Source organism: Leifsonia sp. NPDC058194, from assembly GCF_042883605.1.
Lineage (GTDB): Bacteria > Actinomycetota > Actinomycetes > Actinomycetales > Microbacteriaceae > Leifsonia.
In genome coordinates, this window is the sequence record NZ_JBHVVL010000007.1 from 33,217 (window position 1) to 56,723 (window position 23,507).

Annotated in this window: 25 protein-coding genes; 13 read left to right on the forward strand and 12 right to left on the reverse strand. The window is 70.7% G+C overall.

What is annotated here, in order from left to right:
- Positions 1–33: 33 nt before the first annotated feature.
- Positions 34–1,035, reverse strand: coding sequence for a class II fructose-bisphosphatase (glpX, locus tag ACFVU2_RS20170; RefSeq protein WP_387878275.1), 1,002 nt, complete (start codon positions 1,033–1,035; stop codon positions 34–36).
- 202 nt (positions 1,036–1,237) lie between these two features.
- On the opposite strand from glpX, the gene fbaA reads away from it, so the two are divergent.
- Together fbaA and ACFVU2_RS20180 are read left to right on the forward strand one after the other, a co-directional pair.
- Positions 1,238–2,266 carry a class II fructose-bisphosphate aldolase gene (gene fbaA / locus ACFVU2_RS20175; protein WP_387878277.1) on the forward strand — a complete coding sequence of 343 codons (1,029 nt, stop codon included), beginning with the start codon at positions 1,238–1,240 and terminating at the stop codon, positions 2,264–2,266.
- A gap of 66 nt (positions 2,267–2,332) precedes the next feature.
- Positions 2,333–2,968 carry a DUF6264 family protein gene (locus ACFVU2_RS20180; protein ID WP_387878279.1) on the forward strand — a complete coding sequence of 212 codons (636 nt, stop codon included), beginning with the start codon at positions 2,333–2,335 and terminating at the stop codon, positions 2,966–2,968.
- A 25-nt stretch (positions 2,969–2,993) separates the two neighbouring features.
- Here the strand turns inward: ACFVU2_RS20180 and ACFVU2_RS20185 are convergent, their stop codons facing one another.
- A complete protein-coding gene (locus ACFVU2_RS20185; RefSeq protein WP_387878282.1) occupies positions 2,994–3,863 on the reverse strand; it encodes an SDR family oxidoreductase in 870 nt (289 codons plus the stop codon).
- Positions 3,864–3,958: 95 nt separating this feature from the next.
- Here ACFVU2_RS20185 and ACFVU2_RS20190 point away from each other — a divergent pair, with 95 nt between their 5' ends.
- Positions 3,959–4,372, forward strand: a complete 414-nt coding sequence (locus ACFVU2_RS20190; RefSeq protein WP_387878284.1) for a winged helix-turn-helix transcriptional regulator — start codon at positions 3,959–3,961, stop codon at positions 4,370–4,372.
- Positions 4,373–4,424: 52 nt separating this feature from the next.
- Here ACFVU2_RS20190 and ACFVU2_RS20195 read toward each other — a convergent pair whose 3' ends face one another.
- A complete protein-coding gene (locus ACFVU2_RS20195) occupies positions 4,425–5,465 on the reverse strand; it encodes a 4-hydroxy-3-methylbut-2-enyl diphosphate reductase (RefSeq protein ID WP_387878611.1) in 1,041 nt (346 codons plus the stop codon).
- Positions 5,466–5,525: 60 nt separating this feature from the next.
- On the opposite strand from ACFVU2_RS20195, the gene xseA reads away from it, so the two are divergent.
- The 5 genes from xseA to ACFVU2_RS20220 are packed head-to-tail and all read left to right on the forward strand — an operon-like array spanning position 5,526 to position 9,897.
- Positions 5,526–6,848, forward strand: a complete 1,323-nt coding sequence (xseA, locus tag ACFVU2_RS20200) for an exodeoxyribonuclease VII large subunit (protein WP_387878286.1) — start codon at positions 5,526–5,528, stop codon at positions 6,846–6,848.
- Between the two features lie 10 nt (positions 6,849–6,858).
- On the forward strand, positions 6,859–7,131 hold the full coding sequence (locus ACFVU2_RS20205; protein ID WP_387878289.1) for an exodeoxyribonuclease VII small subunit: 273 nt from the start codon (positions 6,859–6,861) through the stop codon (positions 7,129–7,131).
- Positions 7,128–7,784: a DUF4245 domain-containing protein gene (locus tag ACFVU2_RS20210; RefSeq protein ID WP_387878291.1), complete on the forward strand. Its 657-nt coding sequence runs from the start codon at positions 7,128–7,130 to the stop codon at positions 7,782–7,784. The genes ACFVU2_RS20205 and ACFVU2_RS20210 overlap by 4 nt, the downstream gene beginning before the upstream one ends.
- Positions 7,785–8,453, forward strand: coding sequence for a carbonic anhydrase (locus ACFVU2_RS20215; protein WP_387878292.1), 669 nt, complete (start codon positions 7,785–7,787; stop codon positions 8,451–8,453). It abuts the gene before it with no gap.
- A gap of 37 nt (positions 8,454–8,490) precedes the next feature.
- Positions 8,491–9,897: a class II fumarate hydratase gene (locus ACFVU2_RS20220; protein ID WP_387878293.1), complete on the forward strand. Its 1,407-nt coding sequence runs from the start codon at positions 8,491–8,493 to the stop codon at positions 9,895–9,897.
- Positions 9,898–10,010: 113 nt separating this feature from the next.
- Here the strand turns inward: ACFVU2_RS20220 and ACFVU2_RS20225 are convergent, their stop codons facing one another.
- The 4 genes from ACFVU2_RS20225 to ACFVU2_RS20240 all read right to left on the reverse strand — a co-directional run bounded on the left by ACFVU2_RS20225 (position 10,011) and on the right by ACFVU2_RS20240 (position 14,283).
- Positions 10,011–10,556 (reverse strand): prepilin peptidase, encoded by a 546-nt coding sequence (locus ACFVU2_RS20225; RefSeq protein ID WP_387878295.1) that lies wholly within the window; start codon positions 10,554–10,556, stop codon positions 10,011–10,013.
- A 109-nt stretch (positions 10,557–10,665) separates the two neighbouring features.
- On the reverse strand, positions 10,666–12,009 hold the full coding sequence (locus tag ACFVU2_RS20230; RefSeq protein WP_387878296.1) for a PhoH family protein: 1,344 nt from the start codon (positions 12,007–12,009) through the stop codon (positions 10,666–10,668).
- Positions 12,010–12,238: 229 nt separating this feature from the next.
- Positions 12,239–13,351, reverse strand: a complete 1,113-nt coding sequence (locus ACFVU2_RS20235) for an aminotransferase class V-fold PLP-dependent enzyme (protein ID WP_387878298.1) — start codon at positions 13,349–13,351, stop codon at positions 12,239–12,241.
- 137 nt (positions 13,352–13,488) lie between these two features.
- Positions 13,489–14,283 carry an isoprenyl transferase gene (locus ACFVU2_RS20240; protein WP_387878299.1) on the reverse strand — a complete coding sequence of 265 codons (795 nt, stop codon included), beginning with the start codon at positions 14,281–14,283 and terminating at the stop codon, positions 13,489–13,491.
- Between the two features lie 72 nt (positions 14,284–14,355).
- Here ACFVU2_RS20240 and ACFVU2_RS20245 point away from each other — a divergent pair, with 72 nt between their 5' ends.
- Positions 14,356–15,174 (forward strand): hemolysin III family protein, encoded by an 819-nt coding sequence (locus tag ACFVU2_RS20245; protein ID WP_387878301.1) that lies wholly within the window; start codon positions 14,356–14,358, stop codon positions 15,172–15,174.
- A gap of 6 nt (positions 15,175–15,180) precedes the next feature.
- Here ACFVU2_RS20245 and ACFVU2_RS20250 read toward each other — a convergent pair whose 3' ends face one another.
- Positions 15,181–15,447, reverse strand: a complete 267-nt coding sequence (locus ACFVU2_RS20250) for a hypothetical protein (RefSeq protein ID WP_387878302.1) — start codon at positions 15,445–15,447, stop codon at positions 15,181–15,183.
- A gap of 135 nt (positions 15,448–15,582) precedes the next feature.
- Between ACFVU2_RS20250 and ACFVU2_RS20255 the strand changes: the two genes are divergently transcribed.
- Complete coding sequence (locus ACFVU2_RS20255; protein ID WP_387878304.1) at positions 15,583–15,978, forward strand: DUF4307 domain-containing protein; 396 nt, start codon at positions 15,583–15,585, stop codon at positions 15,976–15,978.
- 108 nt (positions 15,979–16,086) lie between these two features.
- A complete protein-coding gene (gene greA / locus ACFVU2_RS20260; protein WP_387878305.1) occupies positions 16,087–16,578 on the forward strand; it encodes a transcription elongation factor GreA in 492 nt (163 codons plus the stop codon).
- Positions 16,579–16,654: 76 nt separating this feature from the next.
- On the opposite strand, the gene ACFVU2_RS20265 is transcribed toward greA, so the two are convergent.
- A complete protein-coding gene (locus ACFVU2_RS20265; RefSeq protein WP_387878614.1) occupies positions 16,655–17,254 on the reverse strand; it encodes a TetR/AcrR family transcriptional regulator in 600 nt (199 codons plus the stop codon).
- Positions 17,255–17,361: 107 nt separating this feature from the next.
- Between ACFVU2_RS20265 and ACFVU2_RS20270 the strand changes: the two genes are divergently transcribed.
- Complete coding sequence (locus ACFVU2_RS20270; protein WP_387878307.1) at positions 17,362–18,324, forward strand: zinc-dependent alcohol dehydrogenase family protein; 963 nt, start codon at positions 17,362–17,364, stop codon at positions 18,322–18,324.
- A 6-nt stretch (positions 18,325–18,330) separates the two neighbouring features.
- Here ACFVU2_RS20270 and ilvA read toward each other — a convergent pair whose 3' ends face one another.
- Both ilvA and ACFVU2_RS20280 read right to left on the reverse strand, forming a co-directional pair.
- On the reverse strand, positions 18,331–19,590 hold the full coding sequence (gene ilvA, locus ACFVU2_RS20275; RefSeq protein ID WP_387878309.1) for a threonine ammonia-lyase: 1,260 nt from the start codon (positions 19,588–19,590) through the stop codon (positions 18,331–18,333).
- Positions 19,591–19,675: 85 nt separating this feature from the next.
- Positions 19,676–20,920, reverse strand: a complete 1,245-nt coding sequence (locus tag ACFVU2_RS20280) for an AI-2E family transporter (RefSeq protein ID WP_387878311.1) — start codon at positions 20,918–20,920, stop codon at positions 19,676–19,678.
- Between the two features lie 235 nt (positions 20,921–21,155).
- Here ACFVU2_RS20280 and ACFVU2_RS20285 point away from each other — a divergent pair, with 235 nt between their 5' ends.
- Positions 21,156–22,463, forward strand: a complete 1,308-nt coding sequence (locus ACFVU2_RS20285) for an FtsW/RodA/SpoVE family cell cycle protein (protein WP_387878313.1) — start codon at positions 21,156–21,158, stop codon at positions 22,461–22,463.
- On the opposite strand, the gene ACFVU2_RS20290 is transcribed toward ACFVU2_RS20285, so the two are convergent.
- A complete protein-coding gene (locus ACFVU2_RS20290; RefSeq protein ID WP_387878315.1) occupies positions 22,411–23,505 on the reverse strand; it encodes an ABC transporter ATP-binding protein in 1,095 nt (364 codons plus the stop codon). The two genes, ACFVU2_RS20285 and ACFVU2_RS20290, sit on opposite strands and share 53 nt — an antisense overlap.
- Positions 23,506–23,507: the final 2 nt, after the last annotated feature.

Sequence of the window (23,507 nt, forward strand, 5' to 3'; positions counted from 1 at the left end):
TCCGCCCCCTCGCCCCTTTCCGCCACGAATGCGTTACAGCTGCTCGGGCTCGAGCCACTTCGCGGCGAGGTGGTCCGCGATCACACGGCGGATCGTGCCCGACTTCGAGCGCAGCACGATCGACTCCGTGCGGATGATCGGCCCCTTGCGGCGCACGCCCTCCACGAGGCCGCCGTCGGTGACTCCGGTCGCGACGAAGAACGTGTTGTCGCCGCGCACCAGGTCGTCGGCCCCGTAGATGCGGTCGACGTCGAGGCCTGCGGCGATGCCGCCGGCCCGCTCCTCGTCGTCCTTCGGCGCCAGCTTGCCTTGCATGAACCCGCCGAGCGCCTTGACGGCCGCGGCGGTGATGACACCCTCGGGGCTCCCGCCGACGCCCACACACATGTCGATGCGCGACTCGTAGCGGGCCGCGTTGATGCCACCGGCGACGTCGCCGTCGAACAGCAGCCGCGTCCCGGCGCCTGCAGCGCGGATCTCCTCGATCAGTTCCGCGTGACGCGGCCGGTCCAGCACGGCCACCCGGATCTCGCCGACCGGCTTGTCCTTGGCTTTCGCCAGCTCCCGGATGTTGTCCCCGATCGACTGCGACAGGTCCACGACGCCGGCACCCTCCGGCCCGGTCACGATCTTCGACATGTAGAAGATGCTGGACGCGTCCAGCATGCTGCCGCGATCCGAGACCGCGATCACGGACAGAGCGTTCTGCCGGCCGGCGGCCGTCAGCGACGTGCCGTCGATCGGGTCGACCGCGATGTCGCAGGCCGGTCCCCGCCCGTTGCCGACGTGCTCGCCGTTGAACAGCATGGGCGCGTTGTCCTTCTCGCCCTCGCCGATCACGATCAGTCCGTCGAAGTTGACCGTCCCGAGGAACTTGCGCATCGCATCCACCGCGGCACCGTCGGCCAGATTCTTCTCGCCCCGGCCGATCCACGGCGTCGCACGGATCGCCGCCGCCTCCGTCGCTCTCACCAGTTCCATGGCCAGGTTCCGGTCAGGGTGCAGGAACAGGGATGCGGTGTCGGTGCTGGTCATGATGGGTCCTCCCGGACGGAATCGAACGACGTTGTCTAGGCCGCCCGCGGCGACGCTGCCAGTGTATCCGCGCGGTGTATCAGTGCGGCAGGATGCGCACGAACGTTCACCTGGGATGCGCGTTCCCGGCGGCCCGGTCGGGCGCCGGGGCCGCGTCGGTATGATGAGACGCGTTCGACACCCTCATTCCCAAGGAGCTGCAATGCCCATCGCCACGCCGGACCAGTACGCAGAGATGCTCGACAAAGCGAAGGCCGGCGGCTTCGCCTATCCCGCGTTCAACGTGTCGTCGTCGTCGACGATCAACGCGGTGCTGCAGGGCCTCACCGAGGCCGGCAGCGACGGCATCATCCAGGTCACCACCGGTGGCGCGGACTACTTCGCCGGCCAGTCCGTGAAGGCCCGCGCGACGGGCGCGCTCGCGTTCGCGAAGTTCGCGACCGAGGTCGCCAAGAACTACCCGATCACGGTCGCCCTGCACACCGACCACTGCCCGAAGAACGCGCTCGACGACTTCGTGCTCCCGCTGATCGCCGCCTCCGAGGAGGAGGTCCGCGCCGGCCGCAACCCGATCTTCCAGTCGCACATGTGGGACGGCTCGGCCGTGCCGCTCGACGAGAACCTCCAGATCGCGCAGGAGATGATCAAGCGCACGAAGGCCATCAACGCCATCCTCGAGGTCGAGATCGGCGTCGTCGGCGGCGAGGAGGACGGCGTGCGCCACGAGGGATCCAACGAGGCCCTCTACACGACCCTCGCCGACGTGGAGAAGGCCGTCGAGGCGCTGGGTCTCGGCGAGAACGGCCGCTACATGGCCGCGCTGACCTTCGGCAACGTGCACGGCGTCTACAAGCCGGGCAACGTCAAGCTGCGCCCGGAGCTCCTCAAGGAGATCCAGGACGGCCTCGCCGCCAAGTACGGCACCGGCCCGAAGCCGCTCGACCTGGTCTTCCACGGCGGCTCCGGCTCGACCGACGAGGAGATCGCCGAGGCGGTCCGCAACGGCGTCATCAAGATGAACATCGACACGGACACGCAGTACGCGTACACCCGCTCGATCGCCGGCTACATGCTCTCGAACTACGACGGCGTCCTGAAGGTCGACGGCGAGGTCGGCAACAAGAAGCTGTACGACCCGCGCGCCTGGGGCAAGGTCGCGGAGACCGCGATGGCCGCGCGCGTGATCGAGGCGACGCAGCAGCTCGGCTCCGCCGGTCACTCCGGCAAGTAGCCCGTCGAAGCGGCGGTCGGCTTCGGCCGGCCGCCGCTTCGCACATGCATGAGGAGGCGGTCCCGCATGGCCGACGAAGACCCCCGGCCGGACGAGCGGCCGCGGCCGCAGTACGGCGAGCTGGCCCCGCCCGGATGGGTGTGGAAGCCGCCGGAGGACGTCGACCGGCTCGACACGGCCCGTCCCAACCCGGCGGCCGACGACGATGAGGCCGTCCGCCCGCCGGAGCCGGCCGCTCCGGTCTACCGCCCGTCGTCGCATCCGTCGGAGCCTCCGACGGCCGTTCCCGGCCCGACGCCTCCCCCGCGCTGGAACCTCACGTTCACGATCCTGCTGATCGCGTTCGGCTTCTTCGGGATGTCGTACTCGGTGCTCATCCTGCAGGCGTTCCCCACGTCGATGCAGGTGCTGCACAGCACCCAGGGGCTCGGCGACTACTCGCCCGCGCCGGTGGTGGGCACGCTCATCACCGTCGGCACCCTCACGATGACCGGTCTGTGGGCCGTCTCGACGGGGCTCGCCGTCTGGCAGCTCGTCCGGCGCAGGATGTCGTTCTACATCCCGCTCGCGGCCGGGGTCATTGCGCTGGTGGCGCTGTTCGTGTTCCTCGCCGTCATCCTGTCGACGGATCCGGCGCTCATCGACTTCTACAGCGGCGTGATGCCGGCGTCGCCGGCGCCCACGGCACCGGCGACGCCCTGAGTCCCCGTCGATCCGGGGGCGACGGTCAGGCCGCCGCCTCCTCCCGCGACTCGGCGAGGCCCTGCGCGAGAGGCGTGGTCGGCCGGCCGATGAGCTCGCTGAGCGTGGTGGTGGCGTCGCCGAGCGCGCCGTCGCGGATGTTCCCGTCGAGTGCGACCACGAAGCCGGCCGTGCCCTCGGCGAGGCCCGCACCGGTCAGGATGCCCGTGTGCTCCTCCGGGGTGACCGAGCGGTAGGCGACCTCGCGGCCGACCAGTGTGCCGACGACCTCGGCGAGCTCGTCGAACGACCACGCCATGTCGCCGCTCAGCTCGTAGACCGCGCCGTCGTGGCCGGGCGTGATGAGTGCGACCGCGGCGGCCTCGGCGTAGTCCTTGCGCGACGCGCTGGCGACGCGTCCCGCACCGGCGGAGCCGACGATCTCGCCGGTCGCCGCGGCCTGGTCGAGCAGCCCGGTGTAGTTCTCGGTGTACCAGTTGTTGCGCAGCACGGTCACCGGCAGCGACGAGGCGGCCAGCAGCTCTTCGGTCGCCTTGTGCTCGGGCGCGAGGATGAGGTCGGTGTCGGTCGCCCGGGGAGCGCTCGTGTAGACGATGCGCCCCACGCCGGCGGCCTCCGCGGCCTCGATGGCGTTGCGGTGCTGCTGCACGCGCTTGCCGACCTCCGAGCCCGAGACGAGCAGCAGGGCGTCGGCGCCGGCGAACGCCGCCGTCAGGGTCTCCGGCTTCTCGAAGTCGATGACGGCGGTCTCGACGCCCTGCGCGGCGAGCGGGGCCAGTCGTTCGGCGGAGCGGCCGACGGCACGGATGTCGGAGGCGGCGACGCCGCGGGCCAGGAGGGAGTCGACGGTGAGGCGGCCGAGGTGGCCGGTTGCGCCGGTGACGACGATGGTCATGGAGGTGTTCCTTTCGATGCGGACATCGAGGGGAACCGGCGCGAACGCCCATTACTTCCCGATCGAAGGTACCCACTTTTTGGTAAGTTACTGACGTGGACACCAGTTTTGCGTCTTTGAACGGGTTCGGCTTCACCGACGGCGTGCTGCCGTCGGCCTGCCCGACCCGCATCGTACTCAACCACGTGACGAGCACCTGGGGCGTGCTCGTGCTCGTCGCGCTCTCGCAGAGCGATCTGCGCTGGGGCGAACTGCGCAGAACCGTGCAGGGGATCAGCGAGAAGATGCTCGCGCAGACCCTGCGCACGCTCGAGGCGGACGGTTTCGTGCTGCGGACCGCGCAGCCGACCATCCCGCCGCGCGTCGACTACAGCCTCACCGCGCGCGGTCACGAGCTGACCGCGCACCTGCTGCCCCTCATGGAGTGGATCGCCGGCAACGCCGACGCCATCCTCGCGAGTGAGCCGGCCCCCGCCTCCGACCCGGTCGAGGCTCCGTACACCGCCTAGCCTCGGCACACCGCCCAGCCTCCGCGAGAGGGAAGGGCCGGGGGGCGCGACCTCAGCGCCCGCGGCCGCCGATCGCGCGGGCGTCCTGCTTGCCCGAGATGTCCTTGCGGAGCTCCTTCGGCAGCGAGAACATCAGGTCCTCCTCGGCCGTCTTGACCTCTTCGACATCGCGGTACCCGGCGCCGGAGAGGTCCTCCAGCACCTCCTGCACCAGCACCTCCGGCACCGATGCGCCGCTGGTGACGCCGATGCTCGCGACGCCGTCGAGCCACTCCTGCTTGATCTCGCTCGCGTAGTCGATGCGGTAGGCGGCCTTCGCGCCGTACTCGAGGGCGACCTCGACGAGGCGCACCGAGTTGGAGGAGTTGGCGGAGCCGACCACGATGACGAGTTCGGCCTGCTCGGCGACCTTCTTGATCGCGACCTGACGGTTCTGGGTGGCGTAGCAGATGTCGTCGCTCGGCGGGTCCTGGAGGTTCGGGAAGCGCTCGCGCAGGCGGCGGACCGTCTCCATCGTCTCGTCGACCGAGAGGGTGGTCTGCGACAGCCAGACGACCTTGTCCGGGTCCTTGACGACGATCCGGTCGACGTCCTCCGGACCGTTGACGAGCGTCACGTGGTCGGGTGCCTCGCCCGCGGTGCCCTCGACCTCCTCGTGGCCCTCGTGGCCGATCAGGAGGATCTCGAAGTCGTCGCGTGCGAAGCGCACCGCCTCGCGGTGCACCTTGGTGACCAGCGGGCAGGTCGCGTCGATCGCGTGCAGACCGCGGTCGGACGCGGCGTTGACGACGGCCGGCGAGACGCCGTGGGCCGAGAACACGACGTGCGCGCCCGTCGGCACCTCGTCGACCTCGTCGACGAAGATCGCGCCCTGCTGCTCGAGGGTGGAGACGACGTGCACGTTGTGGACGATCTGCTTGCGGACGTACACCGGCGAACCGTAGTGCTCGATCGCCTTCTCGACGGCGACCACGGCACGGTCGACGCCGGCGCAGTAGCCGCGCGGGGCGGCCAGGAGCACACGTTTGCGCCCGGCGACCGGGATATCCTGAAGCCGGCCGCGCGCTCCCGGGGTCCGCGGGATCCGGGGCATCGGCAGGCTGATAGTCGCGTCGCTCACCCCTTGATCGTACGGGAGAGCGCTGAGGAACGGATGGGAGGCTTCCGGACGGTGACGGAGACCACGAACGCACCCGCGTTCACACCCGGACCGCCGACGCTGGACGAGCCCTGGCCCGTCTCGGTGCTGGCCGGCAAGATCAAGGGCTGGATCGACCGGCTGGGCACCGCCTGGGTCGAGGGCGAGATCACTCAGTGGGGCGTCTCCGGCGGCAACGTCTACGGCAAGCTGAAGGACCTCGAGGGCGACGCCACGATCAGCTTCACGATCTGGTCGTCGGTGAAGGCCCGCATCCCCGCCGACCTCAAGCAGGGCGACCGCGTCATCGTGGCCGTCAAGCCCAACTACTGGGTCAAGGGCGGCACCCTGACGATGCAGGTCTCCGACATGCGCCACGTGGGGCTCGGCGACCTGCTGGAGCGGCTTGAGCGGCTGCGGCAGCAGCTGACGGCGGAGGGCCTGTTCGCCCCGGAGCGCAAGAAGCGGCTCCCCTTCCTCCCGCACACGATCGGGCTGATCACGGGGCGCGACTCCGACGCCGAGAAGGACGTGCTCCGCAACGCTCAGCTGCGCTGGCCCCAGGTGCGCTTCCGCACGGTCCACGCCGCCGTCCAGGGCGATCGCACGGTTCCGGAGGTCGTCGCGGCCATCCGCACCCTCGACGCGGACCCGGAGGTGGAGGTCATCATCATCGCCCGCGGCGGCGGCGACTTCCAGAACCTCCTCGGCTTCAGCGACGAGATGCTCGTGCGCGCCGCCGCGGCCGCGACCACCCCGCTCGTCAGCGCCATCGGCCACGAGGCCGACCGCCCCCTGCTCGACGAGGTGGCCGACCTGCGCGCGTCCACCCCGACGGACGCCGCCAAGCGCGTCGTGCCCGACGTCGCCGAGGAGCTCTCCCGCGTCCACCAGGCACGTGCCCGCATCGGCGCCCGTCTGACCCACATCATCGGGCACGAGATCGACCGCATCGGCCACCTGCGCACGCGTCCTGCACTGGCGTCCTCGACCTGGATCGTCGACTCCCGCGCCCAGGAGCTGACCCGCTACGTCGCCCGCGGCGTCGAGCTGGTGGAGCGCGGCGTCGAGCGCGAGGCGGCGCGTGTCGCGGAGCTGCGCGGACATCTGCGCGCCCTCTCCCCTCAGGCCACGCTCGATCGCGGCTACGCGATCGTGCAGACGACGGCCGGTCATGTCGTGGCGACGCCCGGCGAGGCACCGGCGGGCACCGCCCTGCGCGTGACCGTCTCCGGCGGCGCGTTCGCCGCCACCGCGGGCGACGAGGTCCCCTCCCCCGCCGGCGCGGGCACCGAGCCGGCGAGCGCGGACTCAGCGGGCACTCGGCCGGGCAAATAGAATGGATGCCATGCCGACCACAGAAACGACCCCGGCCGCGGGGTCGACCCCCGGCGCGGACCCCCTCAGCGCGCTCAGCTACGAGGAGGCCCGCGACGAGCTGGTGCGTATCGTGACCGAGCTCGAGCAGGGGTCGGCGACCCTCGAGGAGTCGATCGCGCTCTGGGAGCGCGGGGAGGCCCTGGCCCGGCACTGCGAGGAGTGGCTGATCGGCGCGAAGGCCCGACTGGATGCGGCCCGGGCCGGAGCGCCCGCCGCAGCGGGAGCCGCTGACAGCGAATGAGCCCCCGCGAGAAGCCGCCGGCGGTCGTTGCCGAGCTCGGCCGTCCCGAGACCCCCGAAGAGACGGCCGCCCGTAAGGCGCAGAACTCTGCCAACCACCGCAACCGCCAGACGATCAACAACCTCGTCTATTCGCTGATCGCGACGGTCGCCCTGGTCGTCGTGATCGTGCTGGTCGTGCCGCGCGGCAATCCCACCGCCACGCAGCCGCCGGTCGACTACGCCTCCGTCGCACAGGAGGCGCAGGGCAGTCAGGCCGACCCGCTGCTGGTGCCGAAGCTCCCCTCGGACTGGAAGTCGAACAGCGCCGAGCTGCGCACCAAGACGGCGGACGGCGTGGACTCCTGGTACATCGGCCTCCTGACCCCCAAGGGCGAGTACATCGGCATCACGCAGGGCTTCAACGCCAACGACAGCTGGGTGGCCGATCAGGTGTCGAAGTCCCGCATCGCGGGCACGCGCGACATCGACGGCGTCCGCTGGGACGTCTACGACAACCGGAAGTCCGCGACCGACGCGGGCAACGTGGAGTATGCGCTCACCACGAACGCCGGTCACAGCTCCATCGTCGTCGTCGGCACCGCCGACGACGCCGAGTTCCGCACGGTGGCCTCGTCGCTCGCCGGTCAGATCACCGCATTGAAAGGCGAATAGATGCCCACCACCCGCCCCGGACGCATCTGGAACGCGATGCTGGCAGGAAACGAGCGCTTCATCTCCGGCGCCCCGCAGCACCCCCGCCAGGACGCCGAGCGCCGCGAGTCGGTCGCGGGCGGTCAGGCTCCCGTCGCCGCGATCTTCGGCTGCGCCGATTCCCGCCTCGCGGCCGAGATCATCTTCGACATGGGACTCGGTGACGCGTTCGTCGTGCGCAACGCCGGTCAGGTCGCCTCCGAGTCCGTCATCGGGTCGCTCGAGTACGCAGTCGCCGTGCTGAAGGTGCCGCTGATCCTCGTGCTCGGCCACGACTCGTGCGGTGCGGTCGCGTCGGCGATCGCCTCGCAGGCGCCGGACGCCGAGCCCCTCCCCCCGCACATCGCCAACCTCATCGCCCCGATCGTCCCCGCCGTGCACCGCGTGAGCGGCACGGCCGAGGGCGAAGCGGTCGAGCCGGGCACGGCGGACCCGATGGAGGTCGGCCGCGAGCACCTGCGCGACACGGTCGCCGAGCTGCTCGCCCGCTCCGAGATCATCAGCTCGGCCGTCGCGGACAACGTCCTGGCGATCGTCGGCGCGAACTACCGTCTTCAGGAAGGTCGGGTCGTCCCCGACATCGTCGTCGGCATGACCGATCCGGTCGCCGAACAGCAGTCCGAGCGCTGACCTCAGCGTCGTCGGCATCAGAAAGGAAGAACACACCGTGGTGGACACCCAGGCGGACGCCGAGTACCGCATCGAGCACGACACGATGGGCGAGGTGCGCGTTCCCGCGGCCGCGCTCTACAGCGCGCAGACGCAGCGGGCCGTCGAGAACTTCCCCATCTCGGGATCGGTGCTCGAGCCGACCCAGATCGCGGCCCTCGCCCGTATCAAGAAGTCGGCGGCCCTGGCCAACGCCCGCCTCGGCGTGCTCGACCAGGAGATCGCCGACGCGATCGCCGCCTCCGCAGACGAGGTCGTCAGTGGAGCGCACGACGGCGAGTTCCCGATCGACGTCTACCAGACGGGTTCGGGCACCTCGTCGAACATGAACATGAACGAGGTCCTCGCGACCCTCGCGTCGCGTCGCCTCGGCAAGCCGGTGCACCCGAACGACCACGTGAACGCGTCGCAGTCGTCGAACGACGTCTTCCCGACCTCCGTGCACATCGCCGTGACCGGGGCCCTCATCGACGATCTCATCCCGGCACTCGACCACCTCGCGGTGGCGCTGGAGGAGAAGGCGGAGAAGTGGGCGACCGCCGTGAAGTCCGGCCGCACCCACCTGATGGACGCTACCCCGGTCACCCTCGGCCAGGAGTTCGGCGGCTACGCGGCGCAGATCCGCTACGGCATCGAGCGCGTGCAGTCCTCGCTCACCCGCGTTGCCGAGGTCCCGCTCGGCGGCACCGCGGTGGGCACCGGCATCAACACGCCGCTCGGCTTCCCGCAGCTGGTCATCGAGTTGCTGACCGCAGAGACCGAGCTGCCGATCACCGAGGCGCGCAACCACTTCGAGGCGCAGGCCAACCGGGATGCGCTCGTCGAGGCCTCCGGGTCCCTTCGCACCATCGCGGTCAGCCTCACCAAGATCTGCAACGACCTGCGCTGGATGGGCTCGGGCCCGAACACGGGTCTCGGCGAGATCCACATCCCGGACCTGCAGCCGGGCTCGTCGATCATGCCGGGCAAGGTGAACCCGGTCATCCCGGAGGCCGTGCTCATGGTCGCCAGCCGGGTCGTCGGCAACGACGCCACCATCGCCTGGAGCGGCGCTTCGGGTCTCTTCGAGCTGAACGTCGCCATCCCGGTGATGGGCACCGCCCTGCTCGAGTCGATCCGCCTGCTCACGCAGGCCAGCCGCGTGCTCGCCGACAAGACCGTCGACGGCCTCGAGGCGAACCTCGACCGCGCCCGCGCGTTCGCCGAGTCGAGCCCGTCCATCGTCACGCCCCTGAACCGCGTGATCGGGTACGAGGCGGCCGCCAAGGTCGCCAAGCACGCCGTCGCCCAGGGCATCACGGTGCGCGAGGCCGTCATCGATCTCGGCTTCGTGGACCGCGGCGAGGTCACCCTCGAGCAGCTCGACACCGCGCTCGACGTGCTGAGCATGACCCACCCGGGCTGAGCCGGGACCGCACCACCCGCGCACCAGCGCATCAGCGCGCTGCGCATCAGAACGCATCAGCGACCACCGAGGCGCCCTTCCCGACCGGGAGGGGCGCCTCGCCCGTTCCCGCGCTAGATCGTGAGCACCGTCACCCAGAACGATGCGAGCAGCGCCGGCCCGAAGGCGACCTCCCGGCGGACGGGATCGCGGTTCCGGCCGAGCACCGCGAGCTCCATGGCCGTGTGCATGGCTGCTGCGGTGAACGCCGAGCTCAGCCACACCACGAGGGGAAGCGCGGGACCGATGGCCAGTGCGAGCAGCCCGGCGAGCTTCGCATCCCCCATGCCCAGGGCGCCGGCGCGCGACATCATCGCGAGCACGGCGAACACTCCCCCCGCGCAGCCGATGACGGTCACGGCCGCGAGGCCGCCCCGCTCGACACCCGGCGACCCGCGCGCCAGCGCCTCCCACACGAGCCCCACCGCCGCGAACGCATAGCCGGGCAGCACGAGTGCGTTCGGCAGCCGCTGCTCGCGCGCATCCGCGACGATCAGGGGTGCCGTCACGGCGGCCACGTAGCACGCGGCCACCGCGGCCGGGCCGACGCCTCGCACACCCACGAGTGCCGTCGCCAGCCCGACCGCGATCAGGATCCGGATCCCTGTGCTTCCCCCCATGCCTTCACGCTAGGAGGCGGTGACAGCCGCCGGCGCCGTCGACGGGACATCGTGGAAACCCGAGATCATCCACACCGTCGAGCGCGCGAGACGCTCGCGGTGCGCCGTGTCACGCCAGTTCGTTGGCCTCCAGCATCTCGGTGACGAGCGCCGCGATCGCCGACCGCTCGGAGCGGGTCAGCGTGACGTGAGCGAACAGCGGGTGCCCCTTCAGCGTCTCGATCACGGAGGCGACGCCGTCGTGGCGCCCGACCCGCAGGTTGTCGCGCTGGGCGACATCGTGGGTCAGCACCACCCGAGAGTTCTGCCCGATGCGGCTGAGCACGGTGAGCAGCACGTTGCGCTCCAGCGACTGCGCCTCGTCGACGATCACGAACGCGTCGTGCAGCGAGCGTCCGCGGATGTGTGTGAGCGGCAGCACCTCCAGGATGCCCCGGTCGAGCACCTCGTCGAGCACGTTCTGCGAGACGAGCGCCCCGAGCGTGTCGAAGACCGCCTGGCCCCAGGGGTTCATCTTCTCGCCCTGGTCGCCGGGGAGGTAGCCGAGCTCCTGGCCGCCGACCGCGTAGAGCGGCCGGAACACCATGATCTTCTTGTGCTGCTGACGCTCCAGCACCGCCTCGAGCCCTGCGCACAGCGCGAGCGCCGACTTGCCGGTGCCTGCGCGCCCGCCGAGCGACAGGATGCCGATCTCCGGGTCGAGCAGGAGGTCGATCGCGAGCCGCTGCTCCGCCGACCGGCCGTGCAGGCCGAACACATCGCGGTCGCCGCGGACGAGCTTGACCTCGCCCTTCGCGACCACGCGACCGAGAGCGGAGCCGCGGTCCGAGTGGATGACGAGCCCGGTGTTGACGGGGAGTGCGTCGACCAGCGGGGTGCGCATCCGCTCCTCGTCGTAGAGGTCGCTCATCTGGTCGCTGCCGAGGGTGACCTCGGCGAGTCCGGTCCAGCCGGAGTCGACCACCTGCTCGTGCCGGTACTCCTCGGCGGCGAGGCCGACCGAGGCCGCCTTGACGCGTAGAGGGAGATCCTTCGAGACGACGGTGACGTCGAGCCCGTCGTTCGCCAGGTTGAGCGCGACCGCGAGGATGCGCGAGTCGTTGTCGCCGAGCTGCAGCCCGCTCGGCAGCACCGCCATGCTGGAGTGGTTCAGCTCCACCCGCAGTGAGCCGCCCTCCCCCACCGGGATCGGGAAGTCCAGCCGTTCGTGCTCCACCCGCAGATCGTCCAGATTGCGCAGTGCCTGCCGGGCGAAGTATCCGAGTTCGGGATCGTTCCGCTTGCCTTCCAGCTCGCTGACGACGACCACCGGGATGACGACGGAATGCTCCGCGAACCGGAAGATCGCCTTGGGATCCGACAGGAGGACCGAGGTGTCGAGCACGTACGTGCGCTCGGCCTGCTTCGTTCCGTCGGGTGCCGCCTCGAACTGCCGGGTCTTTGATTCAGCCACGACCACTCCCACCCCGCCGCCCCCGCGAGGGCTGCGGATCAACTTGGCGAGTCGGCCGCTGGGTTCCGAAACGAACTTATGTGGCCGTCTCGACCGGGCGCCATGCCCGATGCCTCGAAACTACGCCGCGCCACCGACACGAAACGCCGGAGGACCCGCGTGTCGCGTTTCCATCAGGTGAACAATCGCCCCCAGTTGTGGGAGCTGGACGAGCCGGGCCGCCGGTGGGTCAGATCGACGAGGCGTAGGAGGTGAACGCCGCTCGCAGCATGTCGAGCGTCTCCTCCGTCGTGCCCGCGTGCACGCTGAACCGCACCGAGGCAGGTCGCACCGAGGCGGTCACGCCGTGGTTGAACAGGGACGCGCTGAGCGCCGTCAGGTTCTCCGTCGGCTCCACGACGACCATCCCGGCGCGCTCGGCCGGGTTGCGCGGGGAGGTGACGGGCAGGGCGAACTCGTCGGCGAGGTCGATGACGCGCTCGACGCCGTCGGAGATGGCGGCGTTGATCGCGGGCACGCCGGCCGCCGCGATCTCCTCCAACGCCGTCGCGAAGCGTGCCTGCGCCACCGAGTCGGGGTTCGAGATGGAGAACGCCCGGGCGCCGTGCGCGGGCTCCACCACCTCGTCCCACGTGAGGCCCTCGCTCGTGCCGGTCCAGCCGCTGAACACCGGCGTCAGGTGGTCGATGGCCCGCTCGCTCAGCGCGAGGAAGCCGGTGCCCCATCCTGCGCGCGCCCACTTCTGACCGCCGGCCAGCACCACGTCGGCGACCTCGTACGGCGCGTCCACGACGCCGAAGCCCTGGATGGCGTCCACGATCAGGAGCCGGTCGCCGATCACCTGGCGGATCCCGTCGATGTCGGCCAGGAAGCCGGTGCGCGAGTCGACGAGGCTCACCATCACCGCTGTGGTCGCGGGGGTGACCTGCTCGCGGATCTGCGCGGGCGTGACGCGCCCGTGGTCGGTCTCGAGCCAGGTGGGCGTGATGACGCGCATGGCCTGCGCGGCGCGCACGGCCGCGTACGTGACGGACGGGAACTCGGCGCGCGAGAGCAGCACCTCGCCGCCCGTGAGGCCGAAGGCGGCGTGCATCAGGCCGAGCGAGGCGTTCGGCTGGAAGGCGATCCGGTCGGCCGGGAACCGCGTGAGCGCCGACACCGCGTCCCGCACGCGGGCGTCCTCGCCCTGCAGCCGGTCGACGGTCCCGTAGCGCGCCCGCGCCAGGATCTCGTACTGCGCCGACGCCTCCGCGCGCACGTCCTCCGAGATCGGGCCCACCCGGCCGTAGTCCAGGTATCCCGGCTCCTCGCCGAACCCGCGTGCGAACTCTTCGACTGTCATCCGAACCTCCCGTACGATTCTGGCCGAAACGGACGCCCGAACGGAGGGGATCCGACGGCGACACGCAGGCGATCTCCTCCGTTCGCCGCATCCACCCGGCGCGGCGCGGCGGATCTCCTCCGTTGCCTGGCGGAGGCTCAGCCGCCGAAGCGCCGCTGGCGCCGGGAATAGTCGCGCACCGCGCGGAGGAAGTCGACCTCGCGCAGATCGGGCCCGAGGGCCTCCACGAAGTAGAACTCCGAGTGTGCGCTCTGCCAGAGCATGAAGTCGCTGAGACGCTGCTCGCCGGAGGTGCGGATCACGAGGTCCGGGTCGGGCTGACCGCCGGTGTAGAGGTGCTCGCCGATCATGTCGGGCGTCAGGAGGTCCGCGAGCGTCTCGAGGCTGCCGCCGTCGGCGTGGTGGGCGGCGACGATGCTGCGCATCGCGTCGGTGATCTCTTTGCGTCCGCCGTAGCCGACCGCGAGGTTGATGTGCATGCCGGTGTTGCCCGCGGTGCGCTGCTCGGCCGCGACGAGCGCGGCGACGAGCGGTTCCGGGAGTCCCGCCGTCGAGCCCACGTGCTGCACGCGCCAGTCCCGGTAGCGGGAGAGGTCGTCCGCCAGCTCCGCGATGATCTCGATCAGTGCGGAGAGCTCGGTGCTCTCGCGGTTCGTGAGGTTGTCGCTCGAGAGCAGGTAGAGCGTTGCGACGGACACGCCGAGGTCGTCGCACCATTCGAGGAACTCGCGCATCTTCGCCGCGCCTGCGCGGTGCCCGTGGGCCACCGTCGTGAGCCCGGCCTGGCGCGCCCACCGCCGGTTGCCGTCGATGATCATCGCGACGTGCTTCGGCAGGGCCTGCTCCCCCAGTCCCGCCAGTTCGCGGCGCAGCCGCTTCTGGTAGAGCCCGTAGAGCAGCCCGCTCCCCGGGGCGGTACTGCGTTTGCTCACGGGGATACGTTAGCGCCCCGCGTCTTGTGCGGCTCTCAGCATCCCGCCACCGGATTCCCCTACGCTTGGGCCATGTCGCCCCGCAACCGTCACGAACCGGAGGACGTCGCCGAGCTCCTGCACGAGCCCGCCTCGTCGCTCGATGCGTCGGACGCCGCCGTCCAGGCCGACGACGTCGCGGCGCGCGGACACGGACGCGACCTCCCCAACATCCCCCTGCTCGACGCCTCGCCGGCCAACCCGGCCGAGATCAAGCCGACCTGGCGCGGATGGATCCACGCGGGCACGTTCCCGTTCACCATCGCCGCCGGCATCGTCCTGATCTGCCTCGCGCACGGCGCGCCTGCCAAGTGGGCCTCGGCCGTCTTCGTGCTCACCTCGATGCTGCTGTTCGGCAATTCCGCGCTGTATCACCGCTTCAACTGGAAGCCGCGGACGAAGGTCGTGCTGAAGCGCATCGACCACGCCAACATCTTCCTGCTGATCGCCGGCACGTACACCCCGCTCGCCGTGCTCGCCCTGCCGCCGGAGAAGGGCATCCTGCTGCTCTGCATCGTCTGGGGCGGAGCCCTGCTCGGGATCGGCTTCCGGGTGTTCTGGATCGGCGCCCCTCGCTGGCTCTACGTGCCGATCTACCTGCTGCTGGGCTGGGCCGCGATGATGTACATCGTCGACCTGGTGAACGCCAACGTCGCCATGATGGTGCTCGTGCTCGTCGGCGGGATCATGTACACGATCGGCGCCGTGATCTACGGGGTGAAACGGCCGAACCCGTTCCCCGGGAGGTTCGGCTTCCACGAGATCTTCCACACGCTGACCGTGCTGGCGTTCCTCTGCCACTGGACGGCGACGCTGCTGATCGCGCTGCATCCCGCCTACAACGCGGGCTGACCCGGTCTACGGGCGGTCGTCGGTCTCCGCGGAACCGCCGTCCGCAGCCTGCTCGGCGTCGAGCTTCGCGGCGATCTCGGCGCGATAGCGCACCCGTCGGATGCGGCGGACCATGTCGATCACGAGGAGCACGGCGGCCACGGCGACGAGGAAGGTGACGACGAATCCGACGACGCCCGGCGTGACCTGATCCTCGCTGGGGCCGCTCGACGGGGTCGGGGTCGGCGTCGCGGCCAGCCAGACGGAGGCGCGCAGGAGGGCGTCGGCGATCATCGTTCGGGGGTCTCTTCTCTCGAGTCGGGAGGAAGCCGCGATTCTCAGCTTCGTCTCCTAGTCTTGACTCAGCCTACCGCCGCCCCGACGGCAGGCCTGAACGTGTACCGAGAGGCGGAACCGGCGAGAATGGCCGTGACGGAGACCATCGATCGCCGCTACGGGCGTACACCGCAGCGCAGGCGCCGGGACCGTTGGTTCCTCATCGGCGGAGGCGTCGCCGTGCTCGCCGTCGTCGTGGCCTGGGTGTTCTGGGCCGGCTGGGACAACAACCAGTCCGACCTCGAGGCGACCGACACCGCGTACACCATCACGGACGCGCACCATGTGGACATCAGCTTCACGATCAACGCGCCGAAGGGCACTCCCGTCACGTGTGCGATCCAAGCGCTCAACGAAGACTTCGCGATCGTCGGCTGGCGCATCGTCAGCTACCCCGGTTCGGACGCCCGAGTCACCCAGCACACGGAGACGATCCGCACCATCCAGCAGAGCAACACAGGTTTGATTAACACCTGCTGGCTGACCTAGCATTCTGTGGATACGCCCCGACCGAGGTCGGGGCGTCTACTTTACCCACCGGCACCGGCCGGCATATCTGCCCGCGCGGCATGGACCGCGGGCGCAAAGGAGCTCACCATGGCCCAGGAGACACCGGTCACCTTTCTGACCCAGGACGCCTACGATCGTCTCGCGGCGGAACTCGAGGAGCTCAGCGTCAACGGCCGCAACGAGATCGCGAAGCGCATCGAGGCGGCCCGCGAGGAGGGCGACCTCAAGGAGAACGGCGGCTATCACGCCGCGAAGGACGAGCAGGGCAAGATCGAGTCCCGCATCGTGCAGCTGACCCTCCTCCTGCGCTCGGCCACCGTCGGCGACGCGCCGGAGAGCCACGGCGTCGTGGAGCCCGGCACGGTCATCACCGCGATCATCGCCGGCGACGAGAGCGTCTTCCTCATCGGCAACCGTGAGATCGCGGCCGGCAGCGAGCTTCCCGTCTACAGCGAGCAGAGCCCGCTCGGTGCGGCGATCCTGGGCCTGAACGTCGGAGACAAGACGGAGTACACGGCCCCGAACGGCCGTCAGATCGCGGTGGAGATCACCAAGGTCGAGACCTACGCCGGGCAGTAGTCCCCGCTGAGACGACAACGGGCCCGCGAGCGATCGCGGGCCCGTCGTCGTTTTCGGACGCGGCGCGCGGGTGCGGCTAGAGCGATGCCGGCAGACGCACCCGCTGCGGGAGCGGCCGGTGGTCGTCCGAGGCGCGGAACGCGTCGATGGCGAGGGCGGCGAACCGGCGTGCGGCATCGGCACGGGCCGCCGGTGGCCTGGTCGCGAGCGCTCGTCCCGTGAGGAGCACCAGCACGAGGTCGTCGATCACGAAATCGGGGCGCAATCCGCCGGCCGCCTGCGCCCTGCTCGCGAGCCCGGCGAGCATCCCGAGCAGTGCGATGCGGTGCTCGGCGAAGGTCTCCGCCGTCGGCGCTGCCGCGAGGAATGCCTCGACGAAGCCGTGGTTGCGCCCGTTGAGCAGGCTGATCCGTTCGACGACCGTGCAGAATCCGCGCCAGGGATCGGGGTCGGCGCAGCCGTCCACGACGATGCCACGGCAGGCGGCGAGCTCTTCGGCGAACGCCTGATCGATGAGGATCTGCTTGGTCGGGAAGCGCCGGTAGAGGGTCGCCGGCCCGACACCGGCGTGGCGCGCGATCTCGCGCATCGGGATGTCGATGCCGCGCTCCGCGAAGAGCGAGCGCGCCGCTTCGAGCACGCGGTCCCGGTTGTCCTGGGCGTCGGCACGGAGCATCTGAGGCAATCGCCGTCCCCTTCTTCTCGCTTCGTCTAAGTGGACGGGTGCGTCCACTACCGTGGCCCTCAGTATCGCAGAGCGCGGGACGGAGCGAGGAGACGACGGTGAGAGCAGTGACGATCAGGCGATTCGGCGACCCGAACGGCATGGAGGTGATCGAGACCGCATCGCCGGAGGCAGGCGCGGGCGAGGTCGTCATCCGCACCGAGGCGATCGGCGTCGGCGGCGTGGACGCCGTCATCCGCCGCGGCACACTCGGCGGTTTCGAGTTCCGGGAGGGGCTGATCCCGGGGAGCGAGGTCGCCGGGACGATCTCGGCGACCGGCGACGGCGTCGACCCGTCGTGGATCGGGCGCCGTGTCTGGGCCTTCACGGGGACGAGCGGAGGCTACGCCGAGGAGGCGCTCGCTCGCGTCGATGACGTGGTGCCCCTCGTGGAGGGCCTGACCCCGACCCAGGCGGTGACGCTCGGGAGCGCGGCGCCGGTCGCGCGGTTCGCGCTCGCCCACGCGCACGCAGCGGCGGGCGAGTCCGTGCTGATCCGTGGCGCGGCCGGAAGCATCGGGATCGCCGCGGTCGAACTCGCGGCACAGAACGGCGCGAGCGCGATCGCCGTGACGACCTCGTCGCGGGAGCGGGGCGACCGCCTCCGCGAGCTGGGTGCGACCCACGTCCTCGATCGCAGCGGCGACGGCGACGCGACGGCCCCCGCCCTGTTCGACGTCATCGTCGACATCGTCGGTGGAGACGACCTCCCCGGCTTCCTCGACCGACTGGCCCCGAACGGCCGCCTGGTCCTCGTAGGAGCCGTGGCCGGCTTTCCCCCTGCCGACTTCGGAGGGCACCTGCTGCGCGCGTTCCAGCAGTCCCGGTCCTTCTCGACGTTCAGCCTCGACACCGTCCCGCGGCAGGCGCTGCGCGCGGCGCGGAGCGAGCTCTTCACCGCTGCGGCGCGCGGCGGACTTCATGCCGTCGTCGAGACGCTGCTGCCGCTGGATCAGGCCGCGGAGGCCCACCGGCTGATGGATGCGGGGCGCGTCTTCGGGCGCATCGTGCTGACGCCCTGAGCCGGACTACTCGTAGTCGACGACGGCGTCGTAGCCCGCGGTGCGGAGCGCTTCGATCACCTGCTGGCGGTGCTCGGTGCCACGGGTCTCGACGCTCACGTCGAGCTCGACCTGACTGATCTGCAGGCCGCGGCCGTGCCGGGTGTGCAGCACCTCCACCACGTTCGCGTTGACGCCCGCGAGGATCTCGGCGATGCGGGCGAGCTGACCGGGACGGTCCGGCATCATGATCGAGAGCTTGAGATAGCGGTCGGAGGCCGCCAGGCCATGGCCGATGACACGCTGCATCAGCAGTGGATCGATGTTGCCGCCGGACAGGATCGCCACCGTGGTGCCGTCCGCCGAGACCTTGTCGGCGAGGATGGCCGCGACGGCGGCCGCACCGGCCGGCTCGACGACGAGCTTGGCGCGCTCGAGGAGCACCAGCATCGCGCGGGCGATGTCGTCCTCCGTGACGGTGACGACCTCGTCGACCGCGTCGCGGATGATCTCGAAGTTGAGGATGCCGGGCTTGCTGACCGCGATGCCGTCCGCGATGGTCGGCACGAGCGAGATCTCGGTCGGCTCGCCTGCGGCGAGCGAGGCCGGGTAGGCCGCCGCGTTCGCAGCCTGCACGCCGATCACACGCACGGTCCGGCCGTCGAGCAGCGCGCGCTGCTTGACCGCGCTCGCGACTCCGGAGATGAGGCCGCCGCCGCCGATCGGGATGACGATGGTGGACGCGTCCGGAGCCTCATCGAGAATCTCGAGGCCAAGGGTCCCCTGTCCGGCCACCACGTCGGGGTGGTCGAACGGCGGGATGAGCACGGCGCCCGTCTCCGCGGCGAAGTCGGCGGCCGCCCGCAGGGTCTCGTCGACGATGCTGCCGCTCAGCACGACATCCGCACCGTAGGCGCGGGTGGCCTGGAACTTGGGGATGGCGACGCCGACCGGCATGAAGATCGTGGCGTGGATGCCGAGCTCGCGCGCGGCGAAGGCGACGCCCTGAGCGTGGTTGCCGGCCGACGCGGCCACGACCCCCCGGGTACGCTCCTCGGCGTCGAGCTTCGAGAGCCGGTTGTAGGCTCCGCGGATCTTGTAGGAGCCGGTGCGCTGGAGGTTCTCGCACTTGAGGAGCACAGGCGCACCGAGCACATCGGCCAGGTAGCGCGAGCTCTCCATCGGAGTGGGCTGCGCCACTCGCGACACGATGGAGCGCGCGGCTTCGATCTCGTCCAGGCCGGGGCCGGCGAAAGGAGTGCGCGTGGAGTCGGTCACGGTAGCCACTCGCACAGCCTACTCGCCGCCATATTCCGTGCGGTGTATGCGGTCGGCGGCCTCCGTCGGACCCCGGATCGCCGAACCGCGGCCGTCAGACTCGGGGGCGGCGGACAGCCCGGGGCACCGTCTCCCAGATGGCGCCCGCCGGCGGGCTGAATCCGGCCTCCTTCTCACCGCGCCACGCCCCGCTCGAGATGTAGTGCACCATCACGTTCAGCACCGCGACGAGCGGGACAGCGAACAGCGCGCCGGGGATGCCCGCCAGGAGCGAGCCCCCGGCGACGGCCAGGACGACGGCGAGCGGGTGGACCTTCACGGCCGTCCCCATGATCAAGGGCTGGAGGATGTGCCCCTCCACCTGCTGTACCAGGAGCACGATCCCGAGCATGATGAGCGCGAAGACCCAGCCTTTGAACACGAGGGCGATGAACACGGCGAGCGCGCCCGTGACGACCGCGCCGACGATCGGGATGAACGAGCCGAGGAAGACGAGCACGCCGATCGGGATGACCAGCGGCAGGCCGAGGAAGAACGCGCCGAGGCCGATGCCCAGGGCGTCGATGGAGGCGACGAGGATCTGCACCTTGGCGAAGTTGCGGAGCGTGACCCACCCCGCCTGGCCGGCCCCGTCGAGCGCCGCACGGGCGTTCCGCGGGAAGATCCGCACGATCCAGCCCCAGATGCTCTTGCCGTCGATCAGGATGAACAGGACGCTGAAGATGGTGAGGAGCGCGCCGGCCAGCACGTGGCCCACTGTGGAGCCGAGGGACAGCGCGCCCGAGATGAAGACCTGGCTGTCCTCCTGCACGGACGTCCAGAGGGATTGGAACGCGCCGTTGATCTGGTCCTCGCTCAGGCCGAGCGGGCCGGTCGTGAGCCACGAGCGGAACTGGTCGTACGCGGCGACAGACTGGGTCTGGAGGTCGTGGCTCTCGCGACTGACCTGCCAGATCGCGAGGTACAGCAGCCCGCCGACGACCACGACGAGCGCGACCAGCGCCGCGACGATGCTGAGCCATCGCGGCCAGCCGTGCCGATGCAGGAAGTCCTTGAACGGGACGAGCAGAGCGGCGAGCAGCACGGCGATGAGCACCGGGATGACGATCAGGCGCAGTTGCACGATCAGGAAGACGACGACGGCGATGACGGCGCCGATGACCAGCAACCGCCACGACCAGGCGCCGGCGAGCCGGACCCCGCGCGGGAGGGACGCGTCGACCGGCTCGAGCGCCTCCAGCGACTCGCCGAGGTCGCGTCGCCTGCGCAGGAACCACGACCGCGCAGGTGCGCGGTTCTCACCGGCGGGAGGGGGAACGGAGGTCTCGCTGTCGGCCATGCTGGCAGTCTAGGCGGGCGCAAGACTCTTCCTCAGGGCCCTCTCAGGAGACCCCGTCGAAATCACAGGGAGCTTCCAGAGAGCCGGCGCGCCGCCGTCCGCGCGTCCCGTGGGATGGCTGGAGGCCGGTGGGTCGAGGGGGTCGCGGAGCACCGCTCGCCTAACGTCGGGAGGACGGCATACGCCCCGACCGCACCACGCGCACCGAGCACACGAGAACACCGAGCAGCACTGCATGACAGCACCTCTCCCGCCCCGGCCCACCGCCTCGACCGGCTCCGGGCCCCGCCGCATCCTCATCCGCCTGAAGGAGGGCGTCGCGCTGCCGTCGGCCTTCGGGACGCTGCTCGCCGCCGTGGTCCTCTTCCTCGTCGTGTTCGGCCTCGTGATGGTGCTCTCGGCCTCCGCGGTCGAGTCGTACACGGACGGCAACGGCTTCTTCGGGCGCTTCGGCTCGCAGGGCGGCTATGCCGTGCTCGGCGTCGTGCTGATGCTGATCGTCGCCCGGCTGCCGCGGCGCACCGTGCAGCGGGTCGCCGTCGTCGTGCTCGTGCTCTCGTGCGTGCTCCAGATCCTGGCCCTGGCGACCCCGCTCGGCGTGAAGATCGGCGACAACACGAACTGGATCCGGATCGGACCGGTCGCCGGTCAGCCGTCCGAGGGCATCAAGCTCGGGCTGGTGATCTGGCTCGGGATGGCGCTCGGGCGTCGGCCCGAAGAACTGCAGGACTGGCGGCTGCTCGCCAAGCGCGTGCTCCCCGTCGTCGCCCCGTCCCTCCTGCTCGTCGTCCTCGGCGGCGACCTCGGCACGACCGTGGTGATGGCGGCGTTCACCCTGGGCGCCCTCTTCTTCGCGGGCGTGCGCCTGAAGCACCTGGGCGTCGTGCTCGGAGCCGGGGCATTCGCCGCCGTCCTGATCGCGCTCTCCAGCGCGACCCGCCGCGGCCGCATCTCGGCGTTCTTCGGCGGGACGAGTGCCGTCAACCCGGACGTGAACTGGCAGGTCGACAACGCGCACTACGCGTTGGCGTCGGGCGGGCTATGGGGCGTCGGACTCGGCAACTCGCACGCCAAGTGGTCGTGGCTGCCGTCGGCCGACACCGACTTCATCTTCGCCGTGATCGGGGAGGAGCTCGGGCTGATCGGCGCGTGCGTGGTGCTGCTGCTGTTCGCGCTCCTGGCGGTCCTCCTGGTGCGGCTGGTCCGGTCGACGCCGGACCCGGTGGTGCGCATCACCACCGGCACCGTGCTCGTCTGGCTGCTGTTCCAGGCGTTCGTCAACATCGGGGTGGTGCTCGGCCTCATCCCGACCCTCGGAGTGCCTTTGCCGTTCATCTCCGCGGGAGGGACGGCCCTCATCGCTTCGCTGGTGGCGATGGGAGTGGTCCTGTCGTACACGCGGCGGCCGCCGCGTGACCGCCTCGACGGAGCGCACGTCCCGGGTGCCCGGTCGGGAGCGGACCCGACCGGGGCGGCCCGGACCCCGCCGTTCAGGCGGCCGGCGCGACCGGCGCCGGTGCGACGGTGGCCGGCGCGCCGCTGAGCGCGATGTTCACCCGGTCGCCCGGTGCGAGGGTCTCGCCTGCGCCGTGCTGGACGGCGAGTTCGGTGCCGTCCGCGAGACGGACGCCGGTGCGGCGCAGCGCGCCGAGGAAGCTCGACGTGAGCACTTCGCCGGGGAGCCCGGTCGCGCCGAGCACGACGTCCTCCGGGCGGATGTAGGCCGTGACCGGCCCGTCGGCCGTCGCCGACGCGAGCGGGACCTCCTGGCCAAGGACGGTGAGGCGGCCTCCGGCGACGGTCGCCGGAATGCGGTTGGTGAGCCCGACGAACTCGGCGACGAAAGCGGAGACCGGCCTGCGGTACAGCTCCTCCGGTCGCCCGATCTGCTCGATCACTCCCGCGCGCATCACGGCGACCCGATCGGCGACAGCGAGGGCCTCCTCCTGGTCGTGCGTGACGAAGAAGGTGGTGATCCCGAGCTCGGTCTGGATGCGACGGATCTCCTCCCGGAGCTGCACGCGCACCTTGGCGTCGAGAGCCGAGAGCGGTTCGTCGAGCAGCAGCACGCGCGGGCGGGTGACCAAGGCCCGGGCGAGGGCGACGCGCTGCTGCTGGCCTCCCGAGAGCTGATGCGCGTAGCGGGCGCCGTGCTGGCCGAGGCCGACGAGATCGAGCGCCTCGGCAGCGCGACGGCGACGCTCGGCCGCAGGGACCTTGCGCATCCGCAGCCCGAACTCGACGTTCTGGCCCGAGGTCAGGTGCGGGAAGAGCGAGTAGGACTGGAAGACCATTCCGAGGTCGCGGCGGTTGGCGGGTTCGTCGGTGACATCGCGTCCGTCGACGAGGATGCTGCCCTCGTCGACGCGCTCGAGACCCGAGAGGGCGCGCAGAGCGGTCGTCTTGCCGCAGCCGCTCGGGCCGAGCAGCGCGATCAGCTCGCCCGGCTCGGCTGCCAGGTCGAGCCCGTTGAGGCCGACGCCGCCGCCGAAGTCACGGACGAGCCCGCGCAGTTCGACGGTGCTGCCGTGTCCGGCGGCGAGGGTGGGGGCGACCGTGTCGACGGCCGACGGGAGAGCGGACATTC